This window comes from Brachybacterium saurashtrense, assembly GCF_003355475.1.
Classification (GTDB): domain Bacteria; phylum Actinomycetota; class Actinomycetes; order Actinomycetales; family Dermabacteraceae; genus Brachybacterium; species Brachybacterium saurashtrense.
This window is the reverse complement of record NZ_CP031356.1, coordinates 3,229,882-3,248,274: the sequence shown is the minus strand read 5'-3', so window position 1 is coordinate 3,248,274 and position 18,393 is coordinate 3,229,882. Positions and strand designations below refer to the sequence as shown.

Annotated in this window: 15 protein-coding genes; 5 read left to right on the top strand and 10 right to left on the bottom strand. The window is 72.9% G+C overall.

The annotated features are described in order from the left end of the window. Window positions 1–3 precede the first annotated feature (3 nt). Window positions 4–1,599 (top strand): M81 family metallopeptidase, encoded by a 1,596-nt coding sequence (locus DWV08_RS14625; protein ID WP_115414469.1) that lies wholly within the window; start codon window positions 4–6, stop codon window positions 1,597–1,599. Window positions 1,600–1,662: 63 nt separating this feature from the next. On the opposite strand, the gene DWV08_RS14620 is transcribed toward DWV08_RS14625, so the two are convergent. Then, window positions 1,663–2,133 (bottom strand): VOC family protein, encoded by a 471-nt coding sequence (locus DWV08_RS14620; RefSeq protein WP_115414468.1) that lies wholly within the window; start codon window positions 2,131–2,133, stop codon window positions 1,663–1,665. A 206-nt stretch (window positions 2,134–2,339) separates the two neighbouring features. Here DWV08_RS14620 and DWV08_RS14615 point away from each other — a divergent pair, with 206 nt between their 5' ends. From DWV08_RS14615 to DWV08_RS14605, 3 genes are read left to right on the top strand one after another with little or no spacing between them, the layout of a single operon-like run. Next, window positions 2,340–3,110 carry an SDR family NAD(P)-dependent oxidoreductase gene (locus DWV08_RS14615; protein WP_115414467.1) on the top strand — a complete coding sequence of 257 codons (771 nt, stop codon included), beginning with the start codon at window positions 2,340–2,342 and terminating at the stop codon, window positions 3,108–3,110. Further along, entirely contained in the window at window positions 3,107–4,918 is a 1,812-nt protein-coding gene (locus tag DWV08_RS14610) for a D-apionate lactonase family protein (RefSeq protein ID WP_115414466.1), read from the top strand. The genes DWV08_RS14615 and DWV08_RS14610 overlap by 4 nt, the downstream gene beginning before the upstream one ends. Further along, window positions 4,915–5,832, top strand: coding sequence for a nucleoside hydrolase (locus DWV08_RS14605; RefSeq protein ID WP_115414465.1), 918 nt, complete (start codon window positions 4,915–4,917; stop codon window positions 5,830–5,832). Before DWV08_RS14610 ends, DWV08_RS14605 begins: the two co-directional genes overlap by 4 nt. Before the next feature lie 227 nt (window positions 5,833–6,059). Here DWV08_RS14605 and DWV08_RS14600 read toward each other — a convergent pair whose 3' ends face one another. From DWV08_RS14600 to DWV08_RS14560, 9 genes are all read right to left on the bottom strand, one after another. Beyond that, window positions 6,060–6,815 carry a GntR family transcriptional regulator gene (locus DWV08_RS14600; RefSeq protein WP_115414464.1) on the bottom strand — a complete coding sequence of 252 codons (756 nt, stop codon included), beginning with the start codon at window positions 6,813–6,815 and terminating at the stop codon, window positions 6,060–6,062. Window positions 6,816–6,903: 88 nt separating this feature from the next. After that, entirely contained in the window at window positions 6,904–8,382 is a 1,479-nt protein-coding gene (locus DWV08_RS14595; RefSeq protein WP_115414463.1) for a sugar porter family MFS transporter, read from the bottom strand. Between the two features lie 194 nt (window positions 8,383–8,576). Beyond that, a complete protein-coding gene (locus DWV08_RS14590) occupies window positions 8,577–9,617 on the bottom strand; it encodes a Gfo/Idh/MocA family protein (RefSeq protein WP_115414462.1) in 1,041 nt (346 codons plus the stop codon). A gap of 80 nt (window positions 9,618–9,697) precedes the next feature. Continuing rightward, window positions 9,698–10,591, bottom strand: a complete 894-nt coding sequence (gene iolB / locus DWV08_RS14585; RefSeq protein ID WP_115414461.1) for a 5-deoxy-glucuronate isomerase — start codon at window positions 10,589–10,591, stop codon at window positions 9,698–9,700. Window positions 10,592–10,635: 44 nt separating this feature from the next. Beyond that, window positions 10,636–11,553 (bottom strand): Cgl0159 family (beta/alpha)8-fold protein, encoded by a 918-nt coding sequence (locus tag DWV08_RS14580; RefSeq protein WP_115414460.1) that lies wholly within the window; start codon window positions 11,551–11,553, stop codon window positions 10,636–10,638. After that, entirely contained in the window at window positions 11,550–12,575 is a 1,026-nt protein-coding gene (gene iolC / locus DWV08_RS14575; protein WP_115414459.1) for a 5-dehydro-2-deoxygluconokinase, read from the bottom strand. Before iolC ends, DWV08_RS14580 begins: the two co-directional genes overlap by 4 nt. Window positions 12,576–12,838: 263 nt before the next feature. Further along, window positions 12,839–13,228: a tautomerase family protein gene (locus DWV08_RS14570; RefSeq protein WP_115414458.1), complete on the bottom strand. Its 390-nt coding sequence runs from the start codon at window positions 13,226–13,228 to the stop codon at window positions 12,839–12,841. Window positions 13,229–13,380: 152 nt separating this feature from the next. Continuing rightward, a complete protein-coding gene (locus DWV08_RS14565; RefSeq protein WP_115414457.1) occupies window positions 13,381–14,403 on the bottom strand; it encodes a sugar phosphate isomerase/epimerase family protein in 1,023 nt (340 codons plus the stop codon). A gap of 302 nt (window positions 14,404–14,705) precedes the next feature. Further along, window positions 14,706–15,899: a Gfo/Idh/MocA family protein gene (locus DWV08_RS14560; protein WP_115414456.1), complete on the bottom strand. Its 1,194-nt coding sequence runs from the start codon at window positions 15,897–15,899 to the stop codon at window positions 14,706–14,708. A 565-nt stretch (window positions 15,900–16,464) separates the two neighbouring features. On the opposite strand from DWV08_RS14560, the gene iolD reads away from it, so the two are divergent. Further along, window positions 16,465–18,393 (top strand): 3D-(3,5/4)-trihydroxycyclohexane-1,2-dione acylhydrolase (decyclizing), encoded by a 1,929-nt coding sequence (iolD, locus tag DWV08_RS14555; RefSeq protein WP_115414455.1) that lies wholly within the window; start codon window positions 16,465–16,467, stop codon window positions 18,391–18,393.

The window sequence follows — 18,393 nt, the reverse complement described above, 5'->3', positions numbered from 1 at the left end:
CCCATGTCTGCCTCTCCGCAGTCCTCGCCCGCCCGCCCACGCCTCGCCCTCGCCGGGATCGCGATCGAGTCCTCGACCTTCACCCCGTACCGCTCCGGCGCGGCCGATTTCGAGGTGCGGCGCGGCACGGAGGAGATCCTGGAACGCTTCCCGTTCTTCACCGACGGCTCCGCGCAGGGCCGGGCGCTGCGGGACTCGGCGGAGTTCGTGGGCGTGCTGCACGCACGGGCCCTGCCCGGCGGGCAGGTGGAGCGCGAGGTCTACGAGGGCTGGAAGGCGGAGATCGTGGACGGCCTCGCCGCCGCGCATGCCGAGGTGCCGCTGGACGGGTTCTTCTTCGACATCCACGGCGCGATGAGCGTGGTGGGCCTGGACGACGCCGAGGGAGACCTGATCACCGCGATCCGCGCCGCGATCGGGCCGGACGTGGTGGTGGGCACCGCGATGGACCTGCACGGCAACGTCTCCCACACCCTGTTCGAGGCCTGTGACCTGCTCACCTGCTACCGCCACGCCCCGCACATCGACGCGTGGGAGACCCGCGAGCGGGGCCTGCGAGACCTGGTCGCCGCAGCCGCGCGGGTGCGGGATGGCGGGGCGCGGCCGCACAAGGCGCTGGTGCACGTGCCGATCCTGCTGCCCGGCGAGAAGACCTCCACCCGCATCGAACCGGCCCGGTCGCTGTACGCCAGGATCCCCGAGCTCACCGCGCGCGACGGCGTCACCGACGTGTCCTGCTGGATCGGGTTCGCCTGGGCGGACCAGCCGCGCTGCCAGGCCGCGATCGTCGCTGTCGGCGACGGCGCCGAGGCTGTCGAGGAGGCGGCGCTCGAGCTCTCTACCGCCCTGTGGGAGGCGCGGCACGAGTTCGAGTTCGTCGCCCCCACCGGCGCCTTCGACGAGTGCCTCGAGCAGGCGATCGCGTCGGACGCCCGCCCGTTCTGGATCTCCGACTCCGGGGACAACCCCGGCGCCGGCGGGGCCGACGACACGACGTACTGCCTTGCCCGCCTCGCCGCACGGTCCGAGATCCGCGCCGACGAGGTGAGCGCCCTGATGGTCTCGCTCGTGGACCCCGCGACGGCCGACGCGGCCTGGGAGGCGGGCGTCGGCGGGCGGCTCGCGGTGCAGGTGGGCGGCCGAATCGATGCCCGGGAGCCGGGGCCGGTGCCGCTCGCGGTCGAGGTCGCGGCGCTGGACGAGTCGGGGCCGACGGGCCGCGCGGCGGCACTGCGGGTGCTGGACGTCGAGACTGCATCGGCCGACGCAGCGGGCGCGCCCGTCGCTCTGGAGGGCGCGGCGCGGACCGGGCTGACCGTGGTGGTCACGGGGCGCCGCTCCCAGTGGGCGACGCACGGGATGTTCGCCCGGCTGGGCCTGTCGATGACCGGGTTCGACGTGGTCACCGTGAAGATGGGCTACCTCGAGCCGGACCAGTACGAGTCTGCTGCGGACTGGCTGCTGGCCCTGACCCCGGGCGGCGTGGACCAGGACCTGCTGCGGCTCGGCCACTCCCGGATCGACCGGCCGATGATCCCCTTCGACGCGGAGATCCCGGCGCCGACCACGGCGGACGTGCGCCGCGGGGGTGGCGCCTGAGAGGACGGGCGAGGACGCGGACCGTCGGAGACGACTGGCCTCACCGTCGGTCCGCGCCGGGGGTCACTTCGCTTCAGGGTCGGGCTGGTGGAGGCCGAAGACGTTGTTCTCGGTGTCGTGGAAGTAGCCCTGCCAGGCCATGCCCGGCAGCGCGTACTTCGGCAGCGCGACGGTGCCTCCGGCGGCGGTGATCTTCTCCGCCGTCTCGTCGAAGTCGGCGACGCCCATGGTGAGCACGGCGCCCATCACCGGCCCGCCCACCTCGGCGTTCTCCCCGCCGGGGCGGCCCAGGATCGCGCCGTCGATGCCGGGGCCGCTGCCCGTGCTCAGCCCGAAGTACGGCATGCCCGCGAACTCGGACCAGTCCTCCGTGGTCCAGCCGAACACGGAGGTGTAGAACGCGACCGCGCGCTGCGGGTCGGCGGCCTGAATCTCGAAGTGGACGGGGCGGCCGGTGGACCAGTTCTGGTCGGGGGCGTCGGCCGCATCGGCGCCGTCCGCGCCGGAGTTCTGGGAGGCAGCGTTCTCGGACATGGCGGATCCTCTTGGTCGCGGCCCCGCGGCATCGCGGGGGCTCGGGCCCAGGCTAGTCGCGAGGGTGCCCGCGCGGAACGGCTGCGCCCCGGCAGAGTACGCCGGGCGGGAGCACTCGTGGTCCACCACCTGTCCACCACCCCCTTGCCATCCGGTCAACCGGTTGGCACACTGCGTCCATCCCCTCGTGAACGGATGACCCAACGATGTCTCGTCTCGCCTCCCGCACCGCTCTCGTCACCGGCGCCGCCTCCGGCATCGGCCTGGCCGTGGCCACTCGCTTCGCCCGGGAGGGTGCCCGCGTGGTGATCGCCGACCGCGACGCCGACGCCGCCCGGGCCGCCGCCCGCGCTCTCACCGCGGAGCTCGGCGAGGGCGCCACCCTCCCGCTCACCGTCGACATCTCCTCCGAGCCCTCGGTCAAGGCCGGGTTCGCGGAGCTCGCCGCATCCGGCTGGAGCCCGGACGTGGTGGTCGCGAACGCCGGCGTGCAGCTGTTCGGCCAGGACGCGAAGATCGCCGAGCTCGACCTCGCCGTCTGGCAGCGCACCGTGGACGTGAACCTCACCGGCACCATGCTCACCGTGAAGCACGCCGTGCGCGCGATGCTCGCCGCCGGCGGCGGCTCGATCATCCTCACCGGCTCCCCCACGGGCCTGACCGGCGAGGGCAACGACTTCACCTCCTATGCGACCACCAAGGCCGGGATCCACGGCCTCGCCCGCACCGTCGCCGCCGCCTACGCGGCCGATGGCATCCGCGTGAACGCCGTGGTCCCCGGCTATACCGAGACACCGCTGGTCACGACGATCTCCGACGACCCGGCCGAGCGGGGAGCGATCATCGGCCGGATCCCGATGGGCCGTCCCGGCACCCCGGCCGACGTCGAGGGGATCATGGTGTTCCTCGCCAGCGACGACGCCGCCTTCGCCACCGGCGCGCTGTTCCGCGTCGACGGCGGCATGACCTCGGTGTGAGCACCGCGGACGCCCGGCAACCCCGCGTCGGCGCCTCCGGGCCCGCCTCCCCCGGCGCCGTTCCCTCCGTTTGGCCCACCTCCCCCGGTACTGCTCCCGCCGAGCGGTCCGCCGACACCGCTCACGCCGCCCAGGAGGTCCCGGCCGACGGCGCCTCCGCCGGGGGCCGCTGGGCCTCCGGGCGCTGGTCGCTCGAGGTGCGCGGGGATGAGCTGGCCGACGTGCGCTGCGACGGCCACGTGGTGCTGCGCGCCGTGCGCGCGGTGGCCCGGGACGTGGACTGGGCGACGGCCTGGCCGCGGGAGGTCGCGGTCACGGTCGACGGCGACTCCCTCACGCTCGACCTGCGGATCCACGACCTCGGCCTCGACCTCGCGGGCTCGCTCCGCGTCGCGGCCGACGGGGACTCCCTGCGGATCAACCTGGATCTCGAGGCGCTCGGCGCCTCCCCCACCAACCGGGTGGGCCTGGTGGTGCTGCACCCTCCGCACCTCGCCGGAACGCCCCTGCAGGTCACACACCCGGACGGCGCCACCTCCGCGCTCGCGTTCCCCCAGCAGGTCAGCCCGCACCAGCCGGCGCGCGACATCGCGGGCCTCGCCTGGGAATCGGGCACCCCCGCTGGGGAGGCCGGCGGATTCGCCCTGCGCCTCGCGCTCGAGGGCGACGTGTTCGAGATGGAGGACCAGCGCAACTGGACCGACGCCTCCTACAAGACGTACTCCCGCCCGCTGGACCTGCCCTTCCCGTACACGCTCGCGGCCGGGGAGCACGTGGGGCAGTCCCTCGTGCTCACCGCGTCGCCGTCGGCCGACGAGGTCGGCGCGTCGTCGCAGGCCGCGCCGGCGAGCGCCGCGCCGTCGGCCGCGGAGCCGGGCCCCGCCGCCGACCCCGCTCCGGTCGCCGAGCCCGCGCCTGGCGAGGAGCTGACGTGGCATCGCGGCGGCGCCGTGCCCGCGATCGGCACCGGCCACCTGAACCTCGAGCTGGCCGATCCGGACTGGCCGCAGCGCCTGGACACCGCGCTCGAAGCGCATCCTGACCTCGCGCTCTGGATCGCCTGCCCCTCCCCCGCGGACCCGTCGGCCCTCGCGGAGCTGGGACGCCGCCTCCGAGCGGCGGTCGCGGGCGGCGCGAGGCCGCGCTTCGTCGGGATCGCCGATGCCGCCCGGCACGTCACCACGCCGGAGCTCGACGCCGCGCTGCGCGCCGTGGTGCCCGCCGGCCTCCCGGTGGTCGCCGGGGCCCGCTCGCACTTCACGGAGCTGAACCGGGAGTGGGACACCGTGTTCGCCGCCGAGCCGTCGGCCCTCGCGTTCGCGACCACGCCGCTGTTCCACACCCTGGAGACCGAGCAGCTGCTCGAGGCGGTCGCGATGCAGCGCCTGCTCGCCGAGCAGGTCACGGCCCGCGCGCCGGGGCTGCCGGTGCACGTCGGCCCGATCTCGCTGCGGCCGCGGTTCGCGAACGTCGCGACCAGCCCGCAGCCCGTGCCTGCACCGGCCCCGCCGGCCGATCCCCGCGCCGGCACCGCGCTGCACGAGGCGTGGACCGTGGCGAGCGCCGCCGCGCTGTCCGTCCCCGGAATCGCCTCCCTCACCTATGAGCAGGTGCCCGCGCCGCTCGCCGCACTGGGTCGGGCGGAGAACGCGCTGCTCACCGGGCGCTCCGTCGACGGCCTCGTCTGGGCGATCGGTGACGGCCGCACCCTCCTGCTCGCGAACCTCGCCTCGCGGCCGCGCCGCGTGCACGTGCCGGACGCCCGTGCCCCGCTCCACCTCGATCCCGTCTCCTGGAGGACCCTGTGACCACCGCCGTCCCACAGCCGCCCGCCGCCTCGCAGCCTCCGTCCGCGCCCCGCACGCTGCGGGTCATCCTGAACACCGATGCGAAGAACGAGGCCGACGACCAGTTCGCGATCGTCCACGCCCTGCTCTCCGAGACCCTGGACATGCGCGGCCTGATCGCCGCCCACTTCGGGGAGCACCGCTCCACCACGAGCATGCTCGACAGCCGCGCCGAGATCGACCGCCTGCTGGATCTCATGGGGCGGGAGGACGTGCGGGTCGAGAACGGCGCCGCCGCCGCGCTGCCGGACGAGGCCACGCCCGTCGACTCCCCCGGGGCCCGCCTCATTCTCGAGGAGGCGCACCGGCAGGACGCCGGGCCGCTGCGGATCGCGTTCCTCGGCCCGCTCACCGACATGGCCTCCGCGCTGCTGCTGGACCCCACGATCGCGCGCACCGACACCACCGTGATCTGGATCGGCGGGCCCGGCTACGACGTGCGCGAGCCCGGGGAGCGCTGCGAGTTCAACCTCGGCAACGACATCGCCGCCGCGAACGTGGTGTTCCGCTCCGGCATGACGATCTGGCAGGTGCCGCGCACCGCGTACGTGATGACCTCCGTCGGCTACGCGGAGCTCGAGGAGAAGGTGGCGCCCTGCGGCGCGCTGGGCCGCTACCTCGTGGACCAGCTCATCGAGTGGAACGCGACCTGGCATCAGGGCCCGATCGAGCACCGGGCGCTGGGCGACTCCCCCGCCGTCGGCCTGATGCTGAACCCGCTGGGCGGTCTGTTCCGCACCCGGCCCGCTCCCACCTTCGGCGTCGAGGGCGGGCTGCTTCCCGGCACCGGCGGCACCGTGCGGGTGTGCGAGATGTACGACGGCCGCTACCTGCTCGAGGACATGTTCGCGAAGCTCCGCCGCGCCGCGGCCTGACCTGCGGCGGGGTCGCCGGGGCGCCCGGCCCGTCCTGCGCCCGACCCGCCCTGCGCCCGACCCGCCCTGCGCCCGACCCGCCCTGCGCCCGACCCGCCCTGCGCCCGGCCCGCGCTGCGCCCGGCCCGCCCCGAGAACTGTGCGGATATGAACCACTTCCGTGCCAGAAGTGGTTCATATCCGCACAGTTCTGCCGGCGCCGCCGCGGCCGCAGCCGTCCGCGCCCCTCAGGAGTCGACCAGCGTCACCTCGAAGGAGTACCGCGAGGCGCGGTAGACGTGGTTGCCGTACTCCACCACGGTGCCGTCGTTCGCGAAGGACTTCCGCTCCATGGTGAGCAGCGGCGCGCCCACCTGCTCCTCGAGCAGCTCGGAGAGCTCCTCGTCGGCGACGGTGGCGCCGATCCGCTCGTGGGCCAGCACGGTGGCGACGCCGATGTCCCGCAGGCAGGCGTACAGGCCCGAGGCGGCGAGCGCCTCGCGCGAGGGCGCGATCCTCTCGGGGATCGTGTTGCGCAGCACCGCCAGCGGCTCGCCGTCCGCGTAGCGCACCCGGATCAGGTCCAGCACCTGCTCGCCCGCGCCCAGCTGCAGGCGGCTCACGGCCTCCGCCGAGGGGCGGCCGATGCGGTACTCCACCACCTCGGTGCGCGGCTCCTTGCCGGCGGTGCGCAGATCGTCGTACAGCGAGGTCAGCGCCACCTGGCGGCTCACCGGCGCCTGCACCACCTGGGTGCCCACGCCGCGCTTGCGCACCAGCATGCCCTTGTCCACCAGCTCCTGGATGCCCTGGCGCACCGTGGGGCGGGAGAGCCCCAGCCGCTTCGCGAGCGCCAGCTCGTTCTCCAGCCGGCTGCCCGCCGGCAGATCCCCGCCGCGGATGGCCTCCTCGATCCCGCTGGCCAGCTGCAGGTAGAGCGGAGTCGACGAGGACCTGTCCACCTCGATCCGGACGAGCGTCCCCTCGGGAGGGATCGTGGCCATGGTGCACTCCTTCGTCGCCGTGCATTGGTCTGGACAAATATACGGCCCGGGACCGGAGCGTGTCCGGTCCCGGGCTCTGCGGCGAGGGTCAGCTCTTGTCGGAGCGGGCCTCCGCGCGGGAGGCGCGGGGCAGGTAGATCTCGCCGGTGGTGACGTCCTCCTCGAGCTGCTCGAGGGTGCGGCCACGGGTCTCGGGCACCCACCTGAGCACGAACAGGAAGGCCACCACGTTCAGGCCGGCGAACACGAAGAACGTGGAGGACAGCCCCAGGGCCGCGATGATGGTGGGGAAGAACAGCCCCAGGATCGAGTTGGTCATCCAGAGGATGAACACGCTGATGCCCATGCCGAAGGCGCGCATCTTCTGCGGGAAGATCTCCGAGAGCGTCACCCAGGTGGCCACGTTCAGGCACAGCTGCATGGAGCCCACGAACGCGGTGATCAGCGCCAGCAGCACGAACGGCTTCGCGTCGGTCTCCGGCATCAGCTGGGCCGTGGCGCCGATCAGCACGTGGAAGCCGGAGACCAGGCCGTAGCCCCACAGGAAGGTCTTGCGGCGGCTCACGCGGTCCATCATCTGCAGCGCGACCACGGCCGCGACCACGGAGATGGTGGCGGGGGCGATGCTGGCGATGAGGGCGCCGCCGCGGGCGAAGCCGGCCACCTCGAGCACCCGCTCGCCGTAGTACTGGATGGCGTTGATGCCGGTGGTCTGCTGGAAGATGCCCAGGCCGCAGCCGATCAGCACGATCTTCACGAGGTTCTTGTTGCGCAGGATGCTCTTGAGGTCCATCGAGACACGCTGCGACTCGGCGTGGCGGGCTCGGGCGATGTCCTCCAGCTCGGGCTCGGCCCGGTTCTCGGGACGCAGCCTCGTGAGGATCTCGAGCGCCTCGTCGCGCCTGCCCTTGTCCAGCAGCCAGCGGGGCGACTCCGGCATCCGCAGCATGCCCACCAGCAGGAACACCGCGGGGACCGCGGCGAGCAGGAACATCGCGCGCCACACCCCGGGGAACTGCTCGCCCCAGAGGTTGCCGATGATCGCGTTCATGATGATCGCGAGCAGCTGCCCCAGCACGATCATGAACTCGTTGCGCCCGGCCAGGGAGCCGCGGATCTCGTAGGGGGCGAGTTCGGCGAGGAACACCGGCACCACCACGGAGGCGGTGCCCACGGCGAGGCCCAGGACGATGCGTCCGGCGACGACCAGGGTGAGGCCGGGCGCCGTGACCACCAGGGCGACGCCCACGATGAACAGCACGGCCATGATGAGGATGGTGGTGCGCCGGCCGATCGCGTCGGAGATCCGGCCGCCGGTGAGGGCGCCCACGGCGCTGGCGAACAGCAGCGCGCTCACGGCCACGCCGAGGCCGAGGGGGCTGAGCCCCAGGTCCTCGGACATGAAGCCGCCGGCGCCGTTGATCACGCTGGTGTCGTAGCCGAAGAGCAGGCCGCCCAGGGTGGCGATCAGCGCCACCCGGCCCAGGCGCCGCCGGTAGGGGCCGGCGGTCAGCGGCGGGAGCTGTGTGGTGCCCGGTGAGACCGGGGGGACGGGACTGTGTGACATGTCGACTCCATTGTCAGTCGGAAAATGGGTGAGCGAAGGCAGGCAGGGACCGCGAGGGTCCGCGCCGAGGGTGGATTCGGGGGTGCCCGCCCCCGGGAGGGGGGGGGCGGACGTCTCCGCGTGGGGATCGTCGGCCGACGGGGTCCGCCGGTCGCCGAGCCTGCTCGCGTCGGCCGACGGGGCCGGTCAGACGCTCAGGGCCGGGGCCGGGTGGTGACCGGGACGAAGCCGTCGGCCGTCAGGGCCTTCTCGGCGGCCTGGCAGGCGGCGGCGCCCAGGTAGCCGTCCCAGGAGGTGGCCGAGCGCTCGGCGATGTTGGTGCCGTCCTGCACGGCGGCCACCCAGGCCTGGACCTCGGCGTCGTAGGCGTCGATGAAGCGGGGCCGGAAGTCCTTCGGGATCGCGCCGCCCCAGCGGGCGCCCGCGAGGTGGGTGGTGACCCGGCCGGACTCGAGGCCGATGGTGGCGATGCCCTTCGAGCCGATCGCCTCGGTGCGCACCTCGTAGCCGGCGTCGGTGTTGACGTACAGCTCGTCGGTGACGATCACGCCGGAGGCGGTGCGGAACAGCAGCAGCATCGGATCGTGCTGGCCCTCGTCGGCCCGCGGGCCGGGGGTCGGGAACACCACCTGCACCGCCTCGATCTCCTCCTCGAGGAAGTAGTGGATCGCGTCGACCTCGTGGACGGCCGAGTCGTAGACCATCATCGTGTCCGAGAAGCCGGGCAGGGTGGTGGCGTTGCGGTGCTTGCAGTGCAGCATGCTGATCTGCCCCAGCTCGCCGCCGGCGATCGCGTCCTTGAGGTCGGCGTAGCCGGCGTCGAAGCGGCGCATGAAGCCGAGGGAGACCAGCGGGGCGCCGCCGGCCTTCTCCGCCTCGACCACGGCGTAGGCGTCCTCGGGGTTCATCGCCAGCGGCTTCTCGCACAGCACCGGCTTGCCCGCCTCGATGCAGGCGATGGCCTGGTCACGGTGGAACGTGCCGGGGCTGGCGATCAGCACGGCGTCGACGTCGTCGGCGGCGATGAGCTCCTCGGGGCTGTCCACCACGCGGCAGCCGGGGGCGGTCGCGGCGACCTCCTCGGCCTTGTCGCGGAAGTAGTCGGTGACCACGCTGACGCGGGCACCCTTGATGCGCCGGCTGATCCGGGCCACGTGGTCGGCGCCCATCTGGCCCACGCCAATCACACCCACGCGGAGGTCTGCGGGGGCGGTGTCCTGTGCTGCTGAGGTCATGATCGTCTCTCCTTCGTGACGAGGGGCGTGCGGTGGGGTGCGGGCCGTCCTCGGTCGGGGCCGGTGCCGGTGGGTCGGTGTCAGTCGGCGGTGAGCCGGGGGTCGGTCCCGGCCGCCTCCCAGGTGCCGCGCACCCAGGTCTGCGCGGGGTGGTCGGTGATGTTCCAGGCCCGCTCCACTTCGGGGCCGGCCATCACGTTGAGGTAGTACATGTCGTGGCCGGGGGCGGCGGCGCAGGGGCCGTGCCAGCCGTGGGGCACCAGCACGGTGTCGCCGGTGCGCACCTCGGTGAGCACGTCGATCGGGCGGTCCTCGCCGCTGGCGGTGGTCTGGTGGTAGCCGAAGCCGGGCCCGGCCGGACCGTCCTGGATCTCGTAGTAGTAGATCTCCTCGAGCTCGCTCTCACGATGCTCGCCGTCGTCGATCGTCTCGTCGTGCTTGTGCGCGGGGTAGCTGGACCAGTTGCCGCCGGGGGTGATGACCTCGCAGGCGATCAGGGAGTCCATGCCGTCGAACGCGCCCACGGCGCCGAAGTTGCGCACCTTGCGGGTCATGGTGCCGCCGCCGCGGATCTCCACCGGCACGTCCTCCGCACGGATCAGCGTGACGGAATGGTTCCCAGTGGCCACCGCGGTGGCGAGCGCGAAGCGGCCGCCGCCGGGCGAGGAGAGCGTGAGCTGGGAGCCCACGGGCACGTAGAGCACGTCGGTCGCGGAGGCGAACACGTCCGTGCGGCCGCGCAGCGCGTAGGACTCGCCGCCGACGGAGACGTCGCACGCCCCGTTCAGCGGCACCACCATCGCCTCGACGCCGTTCGCCGTGACCACCTCGCTGCCGCCCGGAGCGAGGGCGAGGACGCGCAGTCCGGTGTGGACCCAGCCCTCGCGGGCGCCGGGGTCGATGATCGTCTCGTAGTTCCCGCGGCCGGTGGAGCCGGCCGGCAGGTGGAACTCGCCGGTGGTCGTGCTGGACATGGACTCTCTCCTCGTCTCGAGCGGGTGGTGGTCGCGGATCGGGGTCAGGACACGCTGCGGAGCATGTCCACCGAGGCGCTCACGGCCGCGGCGACATCGTCCCCCGCCGGGTACAGCAGGGTGCGGCCCACGACCAGTCCGCGGACGTTCGGCCGGGCCAGGGCCCTGCCCCAGGAGGCGCGCAGCGTCTCCGGGTCGTCGTCGGCCGGATCGCCGCCGAGGATCAGGGTGGGCATGGTGGTGGCGTCCATGACGCGCTCCATGTCCTCCACCGCCGGCAGCTTCAGCCAGGTGTAGGCGCTGGTGGCGCCGAGGCCCTGCGCGATGTGGATGGACTGGATGACGGCTTCCGGGGAGAGGTCGTTGACCACCTTCGTGCCCGGCCCGCCGGGCCGGGAGGACATGAACGGCTCCACCATCGCGATCAGCTCGTGGCGGGCGAGGTCGGTGACGGCCTGCGCGCTCGCCTCGAGGATGAAGGAGGTGCGGTCGTCCTCGAGGTCGATGCGGGTGAGCATCTTCCCGCCGTCGAAGCCGGCCTGCTTGATGGAGGCGGCGTCGTAGGCGGTGAAGCGGTCCTCGATCTCCCAGGATCCGCCCTGCAGGCCGCCGCGGTTCATCGAGGCGAACACGATCTTGTCCTCAAGCGCACCCATGACCAGCAGGTCCTCGAGGATGTCCGCGGTGCCCAGCACGCCGTCCACGCCGGGCACGGCGAGCGCCTCGCGCATGCGGTCCAGCAGCTCGGTGCGGGAGGCCATCGCCTGGCCGCGGGCTCCCACGCCGAGGGCTCCGCGGGCCGGGTGGTCGGCGGCGATGATCATCATCGTGCCGTCGGTGTCGGCGACGGTGCGGCGCGTCCGGGCGGCGGCGAGGCGGGCGAACCGGCCCGGATCCTCGATCCGCACCCGGGTGACCTCCTCGTAGGAGGAGACGAAGGAATCGGTGGCGGTGGCGCTCATGCGCTGGCTCCTGCCTGGACGGTGCCGCGACTGCGCAGCGCGGTGAGCATCTCCTCGACGGTCTGCCCGTGGTTGGGGTCGCCGCCGGCGATCATGAGGTCGATCTCCTCGCCGGTGGGCATCGCGGTGGAGCACTCCAGGCGGCTGGTGACGATCGCGCCGGCCGCGTTGCAGCGGGTGAGGATGGTCTCCAGGTCCTGGCCGGCCAGGAGGCCGTGGCACAGGGAGCCGCCGAAGCTGTCGCCGGCGCCGAGGCCGTTGATCACCTGGATCATGTTCGGGGCCACCTCCACGCGCTCGTCGGCGGTCTTGCCGAGCACGCCCTTGGGGCCCTGCTTGACGATCGCGAGCTGCACGCCGGCCTCGAGCAGGGCGTCCGCCGCGCGCTCGGGCTCGGTCTCCCCCACCGCGACCTGGCACTCCTCCTTGTTGCCCACGGCGACGGTGGTGTGCTTCAGCGCCTCGCGGTACTGCTCGCGGGCCTCCTCCACGCTGGACCAGAACATGGGCCGGTAGTCGAGGTCGAAGACGGTGTGGGCGGTGCGGCCTCGGGCCTCGAGGGCCGCGAGGTGCGCGGCGCGGCTGGGCTCCTCGGACAGCCCGGTGCCGGAGAACCAGAACAGCGGCACCTCGCGGAGGGCGTCGAGATCGAGGTGCTCGGGGGCGACCTGCAGATCCGGCGCGGAGGGCTGGCGGTAGAAGTAGAGCGGGAAATCGTCCGGCGGGAAGATCTCGCACAGGGTGATCGGGGTGTTGAGGCGGTCGTTCTCGACCACGAAGCGGCTGTCCACGCCGAGCCGCTCCATCTCCTTGACCACGTACCGGCCGAAGGGGTCCTGCCCCACGCCGGTGATCACGCCGGGGCGATGGCCGAGACGAGCCGCGGCGACGGCCACGTTCATCGGGCTGCCGCCGAGGAACTTGCCGAAGCTGTGGATGTCCTCGAGGCCCTTCTCGATCTCCAGCGGATAGATGTCCACGCCGCTGCGGCCGAACGTGATGATGTCGAGGTCTGCTGCCATGGGTCTCCATGCCTCCCTGCGTTGAGAACCTGAGTCGGTGCCGAAGGCGACTGCTGCCGTGGGCGACGGTGGCCGGCGGTCCGGGGATGCTCCCATGATCACATGGGGCCCCGTCTTTGTCCAGACATATCCTGAAGATTGTTCGGAAGGGGTGTGAGGTGGGTGTGGGGCGGCGCCGAGCCGGCCGACGGGGCGGGCCGGGCGGCCTGGTGCCGGCCGGTGGGGCGGGCCGTCGACGTGCGCCGACGGCCCGCCGAGGGCGGTCAGAGCTCGCCGGTGAGGAACTGCGCGCGGCCGTACCCGAAGGACCAGTCCTCGCGGTCGTTGTGGACCACGGAGATGATGAGGTCCTCGGGGCGCACCAGCTCCGCGGCACCCAGACGCTCGGCGAGGGCGGCGTAGATCGCCTCCTTCTGCTCGGTGCTGCGACCCTGCTGGGTGACCTGGATGATCACCACGCCGTCGCTGCGCTCGATGCCGAGACCGGTGTCCTCGGCGATGATCGCGCCCGCGGGGTGGGTCTCGAGGATCTGGTAGCGGTCCCCGGGCGGGGCGTTGAAGTGCTCGAGCATGACGTCCTGGACGATGTCGGCCAGCTGCCGTGACTGCTCGGGGGTGCGGACGTCCTGCTGAGTGATGCGGACGAGGGGCATGACGGGCTCCTTCTGGAGGGGTGGGGTGAGGGTGGGGTGGGGGTGCGGGCTGCGCGGACGCGCCGGGTGCGTGGACGCGCGGGGCGGCGCAGGCCGCGCTGTGCGACGTGCGCGGCGCGAGCGCGCCGGACGCCCCGAGCGCTCGCGCCGGTTCAGACGCCGGCGCGCTCGGCGGCGGCCAGCAGGGTGCGGGCGCCGCGCTCGAGGCCGTCCACCTGCGAGTAGGCGGCGTCCTCGTGCTCGATGTTGACGTTCAGCGCGGGGTTCACGGCGGCCAGCGCCGCGAGCACGCTCGCCCAGTAGTCGACGTCGTGCGTCTGGCCGGGGGTGTGCCCCTCGCCGAGCGCCACGAAGCGCCAGGCCGGGTCCTCGGGCCAGGTGGAGCAGTAGTGGCCGATGCCGGTGGGGGTGCGCTGCGCGGGATCCTCCGGCACCGGGCCGAAGACGGTGTCCAGCACGCCGCGCAGGGCCGCGCCGGGCAGCACGGCGGTGTCCTTGGCGTGCACGTGGGTGATGTGCCGGCCGAGCCGCTCGATGCAGGCGATAGGGTCCATCTGCTGCCAGTACAGGTGCGAGGGGTCGAGGTTCACGCCGATGTTCGTGGGCTCCACCCGCTGGGCGAACTGCTCGAAGGTGAGCGGGGAGAACACCAGGTTGCGCGGGTGCATCTCGAGCGCCACCTGCACGTCGTGCTCCCGGGCGAGGGCGTCGATCTCCTTCCAGAAGGGCACCGCCACGGACCACTGGTACTCAAGGATCTCGAGGTCGATGCCGTTCCAGGGGTTCACGATCCACGCCGGGTAGCGGGCGCCCGCGTCGGTGCCAGGGGTGCCGGACATCGCCACCACGTCGCGCACGCCGAGCTTCCCGGCCAGCTCGATGGTGCGGCGCAGGTCGTGGGCGCGCGGCAGGCCCTCGGTGGGCAGGGGCGAGAGCGGGTTGCCGGAGACGGTCAGACCGGTGAGCGCGATGCCGCGCTCCTTGAAGATCCGCAGGTAGTCGGTGCGCGCCCGCTCGCTGGCCAGCAGCAGGTCCACGGGGGCGTGCGGGGCGGGGATGAAACCGCCGGTGTTGATCTCCGCGCCGGAGAGCCCGGCGGCGGCGAGGACGTCCAGCGCCTCCTCGAGCGTGCGGCCCTGCAGGCAGGCGGTGTAGGCGCCGTAGGTGAGTGCCATGGCGGGGGCCCTTTCGGGGTGTGCCGCCGACGGGTCGGCGGCGGAGACGAGGTGGAGTGCGAAGTGCGAAGTGCGAAGTGCGAAGTGCGAAGTGCGAAGTGCGAAGTGCGAAGTGCGAAGTGCCGGATTCTGAACCAGATCCGCGCCGAAAGTGGCTCGGAATCCGACAGTTGCGCCGCGTATCGGGATGGGTGGGCGCGACGGGCGGGCGATGGGGTCGAGCGGGCGAGCGGGTCGGCGTGCGAGCGGCCGACGGGAGCGGCGGCCGACACGCACGGCGGCCGCGGCCCGCCCCGTCGGCCTCAGTCGAGGGTGATCGCGGCGCCCCCGGCGGCGGCCGAGCGGGCCACGGCGTCGAGGATCCGCATCTGACGGTAGCCGTCGGCGAAGCTCGCGCAGCGCGGCAGCGCGTTCTCGGTGATGCCGGCGACCTGCTGCAGGAAGGCGTGGGCCTGGTAGGTGAACTGCTCGATCTGGTTCAGGCCCACGCCGCCGAAGGCCATCGAAGAGCCGTTCGCGAAGTAGGGGAACTCGGGGTTGACCAGCACCTGGCGCAGACCGCCCAGACCCTCCGGGGAGGTGCGGTCCGCCACCTGGATCTCGCCGGTGCGGTCCAGGGACCAGCTGGCGGTCCCACCGGTGCCCAGCACGGTCAGCGCCTTGTAGTTGGGCAGGCCCTGGGCCACGCGGGACACGGAGAAGGTGCCGGCCGCGCCGGAGGCGAAGCGTGCGGTGAAGGTGGCGACGTCGTCGTTCTCCACGGGCTCCTTGGGGGCGTCGGCGTTCGCGGTGACCCCGCGGCCTCCCGCGACCGCGTCCGAGGCGACGGGCCGTTCGGTGATGGTCTGCACCAGCTGCGCGCCGGAGACCTCCACCAGCGGGCCGAGGATCAGCTCGGCGGAGTCCACCAGGTGGGAGCCCACGTCGCCCAGCGCGCCCGAGCCCATGGGGCCCTTGTACCGCCAGGCCATCGGCACGTTCTCGTCGGCGCCGTAGTCGGTCCAGTAGCGGGCGTCGAGGTGGGCGATCGTGCCGAGCGCGCCCTCGGCGGCGAGCTTGGCGAGCATGGCGATTCCGGCGTTGCGGCGGAAGGTGTAGCCGGTGGCGAGCGCCAGGTCGGGGTGGCGCTGCTCGAGCTCGGCCATCGCCGCGGCGTCCTCGAGGGTGCCGGCCAGGGGCTTCTCGCACAGCACGTGCTTGCCGGCGGCGGCCATCGCCTCGGCGATCTCGCGGTGCAGGGCGTTGCCCACCACGATGGAGACGATGTCGATGGAGTCGTCCTCGGCGACGTCGCGCCAGTCGCCCACGGCCTTCTCGTAGCCGTAGTGCGCGGCGGCGTCCTCCGCGAAGGGCAGGTGGGCGTCGGCGATCGCGGCCAGCCGCACCGGCGGCAGCCCCAGGTCGTAGACGGTGCCGGCCTGGCGCCAGGCGTTGGCGTGGGTGCGGCCGGCCATGCCGGCGCCGATCACGGCGACGGAGAGCGGGGTGGTGGCCATGGGGCACATCCTTTTGGGGAGGTCGTGCGAGGCGCGCGGTGCGCGGGAGCGGTGTGCGGACGGGCTCGCGGGGAGCGACCTACGAGGGGCGGCGTGCGGGTGGGGCTCGAGCGGGCCGACGCCAAGGCGGGGCGGTGGCCCCTCCTGAGGCCGGGATCCGCACCCCGTCGTCGGAGTGCGAGTCGGCGGGCGTGCGGCAGGCTGACGTGCGGCCGGCCAGAGTGCGGCCGGCTGACGTGCGGCGGGGCGCCGGAGCGCCCGATATGTCAGGCTTCGTCGGCAACGACTGGCTGGCTTGTCCGGTCTTTTGGGCTTCGCCGTACGAACCTGGCGGCAAGCTAGCACGGCATCTCGGCCCTCCGGAAGCCCTCGAGGCGTGCTGGAGCCGGGCGAAACCGCTCCGAACAGGGCGAACGTCGCGGAGAATCTTGTCCTGACATTGTCTTGACATGTCGCCACGGGCGGTCCATGCTGGGGGCTGACGAACTCACCGTCGAGTGGACCGCGTCCGACGGTGCCACCCACGCCCCGCCCCCGCGCGGCGGGCCTGCACAACGGAGGCAGCATGAGCGAGAACCCCACGGCGCCCGACCGGAGCGACCGCCCCGCCGGCACGGTCCGCCTGACCGTCGGCCAGGCGCTGGTGCGGTTCCTGGCCGCCCAGTACTCCGAGCGGGACGGGGTGCGCGACCGCCTCATCCCCGGCGCGTTCGGGATCTTCGGCCACGGCAACGTGGCCGGCCTCGGCCAGGCGCTGCTGCAGAACGCCCTGGAGCCGGCCGAGGGCCAGGCGCCGATGCCCTTCCACATGGCCCGCAACGAGCAGAACATGGTGCACACGGCCGTGGCCTACGCCCGCACGAAGAACCGGATGCAGGCCTTCGCCTGCACCGCCTCCATCGGCCCCGGCTCCACCAACATGGTCACCGGCGCGGCGCTGGCCACGATCGACCGCATCCCGGTGCTGCTGCTGCCCAGCGACATCTTCGCCACCCGCGCCGTCGACCCGGTGCTGCAGCAGCTCGAGGACGAGACCGGCGGGGACGTCTCCGTCAACGACGCCTTCCGGCCCGTCTCGCGCTACTTCGACCGCATCTCCCGGCCCGAGCAGCTGATCCCCGCCGCGCTGCAGGCCATGCGCGTGCTCACCGATCCCGCCGAGACCGGCGCGGTGACCCTCTCCCTGCCGCAGGACGTCCAGGCCGAGGCCTTCGACTGGCCGCTGGAGTTCTTCCGCGAGCGCACCTGGCACGTGGGCCGCCCGGTGCCCGAGCCCGCCGCCCTCGACCGCGCCGTCGAGGTGATCCGCTCCGCGCAGCGGCCCGTGGTGATCGCCGGCGGCGGTGCGATCTACTCCGAGGCGAGCGAGGCGCTGGCGGCGTTCACCGACGCCACCTCGATCCCCGTGCTCGACACCCAGGCCGGCAAGGGCGCGCTCAGCGCCGACCATCCGCTGTGCGTGGGCGGCGTGGGCGCCACCGGCAACAACGCCGCCAACGACCTCGCCGCGGAGGCCGACGTGGTGATCGGCGTGGGCACCCGCTACACCGACTTCACCACCGCCTCCCACACCGCCTTCCGGAACGCGGACGTGCGCTTCGTGAACCTCAACGTCAAGGCCTTCGACGCCGCCAAGCACTCCGCGACCATGGTGGTGGCCGATGCGCGCGCCGGTCTCGACGCCCTGCGCGAGGCGCTGGCCGAGTACGGGGCCCCCTCCGCGCACGTCGACCGCGCCCGCGCCCTGCGCGCCGAGTGGGAGGAGCTGGTGGCCCCCTGCTTCGCCCCACACGATCAGGAGCTGCCCGCCCAGACCGAGATCTTCGGCGCGCTCAACGAGATGATGGGCGATCAGGACATCGTGATCAACGCCGCCGGCTCCATGCCCGGCGACCTGCAGGCGCTGTGGAAGGCCCGTTCGCCGCTGCAGTACCACCTCGAGTACGGCTTCTCCTGCATGGGCTACGAGCTGCCCGCCTCGCTGGGCGCGAAGATGGCCGCACCGGAGTCCGAGGTGGTCGCGATCATCGGCGACGGCACCTTCCAGATGGCGCCGCAGGAGATCGCCACCATCGTCTCCGAGCGGGTGAAGGTGATCCTGGTGATCCTCCAGAACCACGGCTGGTCCTCGATCGGCTCGCTCTCCGAGTCGCACGGCAGCCAGCGCTTCGGCACCAAGTACCGCATGCGCGACGAGAAATCCGGCCTGCTGGACGGCGGGCTGGTCCCGCTGGACATCCCCGCCAACATCCGCTCCTACGGCATCGACGTGCAGGAGGTCTCCGACACCGAGGCCTTCCGTGAGGCGTACCGCCGCGCCGAGGCCTCCGAGACCGCCACCGCGATCGTGGTGAACACGAACCTGTACGGCCCGAACCCGCCCGGCAACGGCTGGTGGGACGTGCCCGTCTCCGAGGTCTCCACGCTCGAGTCCACCCGCGAGGCGCGCACCGTCTACGAGAACCAGCGCGTGGGGCAGCGCCACTACCTCTGA